At 73.6% G+C, this 1,983-nt stretch carries 3 protein-coding genes; 1 reads left to right on the top strand and 2 read right to left on the bottom strand.

All coding sequences use genetic code 11. The annotated features are described in order from the left end of the window. Nucleotides 1-143 (top strand): hypothetical protein (locus RIF93_RS20405; protein ID WP_309093269.1); only part of this gene is annotated, 143 nt, incomplete at its 5' end. Nucleotides 144-479: 336 nt separating this feature from the next. Here the strand turns inward: RIF93_RS20405 and RIF93_RS20400 are convergent. Together RIF93_RS20400 and RIF93_RS20395 are read right to left on the bottom strand one after the other, a co-directional pair. Further along, nucleotides 480-1,409 (bottom strand): tyrosine recombinase XerC, encoded by a 930-nt coding sequence (locus tag RIF93_RS20400; protein ID WP_309093267.1) that lies wholly within the window; start codon nucleotides 1,407-1,409, stop codon nucleotides 480-482. Beyond that, nucleotides 1,391-1,983 (bottom strand): DUF484 family protein (locus tag RIF93_RS20395; RefSeq protein ID WP_375163916.1); only part of this gene is annotated, 593 nt, incomplete at its 5' end. The genes RIF93_RS20400 and RIF93_RS20395, both read right to left, overlap by 19 nt.

Here is a 1,983-nt window from a genome sequence, read left to right as displayed (position 1 = left end):
AGATGATCGGCGAGGCCTGCGTGGCCATGGCCTTCGGCGGCTCGTCCGAGGACATCGCCCGCATCTGCCACCCGCACCCGACCCGCTCGGAAGCGGTCAAGCAGGCGGCCATGGGCGTCGAGGGCTGGACCATGCAGGCCTGACGCCGGCGCACTGCTGGCCATTCGGGGAAATCCGGTCCGACAGTGCGCCCGGAACCGCGTCCTTTCAGTGACTTGGCGTTTTCTTGAGCCGATCTACGCGCCTGAGGAGGCCGTGACCGCATACTGGCCCGCGCGTCCGTCAGCGGGCGCGCGGATCTTTGACAATCGTTTCCTTTCACTCCCGCGGCCGGCGCCGCTGGGTCGACATGGCGGAGTCTTCAAGTCCTTGAATTGTCTCAGGCCGGATGTCGACCATGTCGACTCTGTCGACTCTGTTTTTCGCGTCCTTCCGACCGGGCCAATGTCGACTCTGCCGACTCGTTTCCGGACTGGCGGCTAGGCGCGCGGATGCGCCGATGCATAGGCGTCGAGCAGCCGGGCGGCGTCGACGGCGGTGTACTTCTGGGTGGTCGACAGGCTGGCGTGGCCCAGCAGCTCCTGGATCGACCGCAGGTCGGCCCCGGCCCCCAGCAGGTGGGTGGCGAAGCTGTGCCGCAGGGCGTGCGGCGTGGCGCTCGCCGGCAGGCCCAGCCGCCCCCTCAGTCGCTGCACCGCCGCCTGCACCTGACGCGGGCCCAGCGGCCCGCCCCGGCGGGCGCGGAACAGGGCGTCCTCCGGCGCGAGCCCGAAGGGCAGCAGGTCGACGTAGGCGTCCACCGCCTGGCGCACCGCCGGCAGGACGGGCGCCAGCCGGGTCTTGCCGCCCTTGCCGGTGATGCGCAGCGCCTCGGGCAGGGGCGCGTCCGCCCGGGTCAGCGACAGCGCCTCCGAGATGCGCAGGCCGCAGCCGTAGAGCAGGGTCAGCACGGCCCGGTCGCGGGCCGCCTCCCACGGCTCGACGTCGGGATCTGCCTCCGTCTCCTGCAGCAGGCCGCGGGCCTGGTCCTCGCTGACCGGCCTGGGCAGGGACGCCTTGATCCTCGGCCCGCGGACCAGCGCCAGCTGGGGGGCCGGCGTGTCCAGCCGCCGGTCGAGGAAGGTGTGGAAGGTGCGGATGGCCGACAGGGTCTGGCTGATCGACCGCGCCGACAGCGGCCGGTCGCCCGAGCGCCGCTCGGCCAGATGGGCCCGCACCTCGGCGGCGGTGACCCTCCCCAGGCCGGCCAGACGCAGGGCCTCGCCCCGGTGCCGGGCGAGGAAGGCGAGGTACAGCCGCCCGATGTGTCCGTAGGCCTCCAGGGTGCGGGGCGACAGCCGGCGTTCGTGGGCGAGATGCTCCAGCCAGGCCGCCAGGGCCTCGTCGGCGCTCAGCCCAGCAGCGGCCATCGCTCGGCCATCCGCTCGACCACCCGGGCGATGAAGGCGACCAGCTCGCAGCCCATGGTCGGGGTGAAGCCGTCCTCCTCGGGCGAGCCGAAGGCGCACAGGGCCGGCCTCGCGGAGTCCGCGCCGGGGAAGGCGGGCGCCATGCGGATCAGGGCCACGGACCTCACCTCGGCCTCCGCCGCCCCGAACAGCCCGAGGCCGTCGAAGTTGGGCCCCAGCCAGGTCAGGCCGTGCTCGCCCAGCAGTTTGTCGACCCCGCCCGCCTCCAGCGCCCTCCAGCCGAACGGCACGGGGCCCGGCTTCTCCAGCGCCACCGCGGCGCCGGCGAGCCCGAAGCGGCCCTGGGCCGCGCCGTCGAGGCGGCGGGCGAGATCGGAGAGGTTGCGCGCCTCCATCAGGTCGAGGGCGGCGCGGCCGAACTCGACCACGTTGCGGCCGTGCGGCTTCAGCCCGATCTCCTCCAGCAGGGAGCGGTCGTCGAGCAGGGTCTGGGGGTGGGCCTGCAGCCAGGCCCGGATCTCCGGCCAGTGCGGCTCGGCCGGGGCGTCGGCGGAGAGGTCAGGCGATGCGCTCA

This window comes from Phenylobacterium sp. (assembly GCF_031181185.1).
Taxonomy (GTDB): Bacteria; Pseudomonadota; Alphaproteobacteria; order Caulobacterales; family Caulobacteraceae; genus Phenylobacterium.
The sequence above is the reverse complement of the archived record's forward strand: the minus strand, read 5'-3'. Positions and strand labels throughout refer to the sequence as shown.

What these genes read in the sequence shown, in the direction of transcription:
- RIF93_RS20400 (WP_309093267.1), bottom strand. Translation starts at nt 1,409, where the DNA reads ATGGCCGCTGCTGGGCTGAGCGCCGACGAGGCCCTGGCGGCCTGGCTG.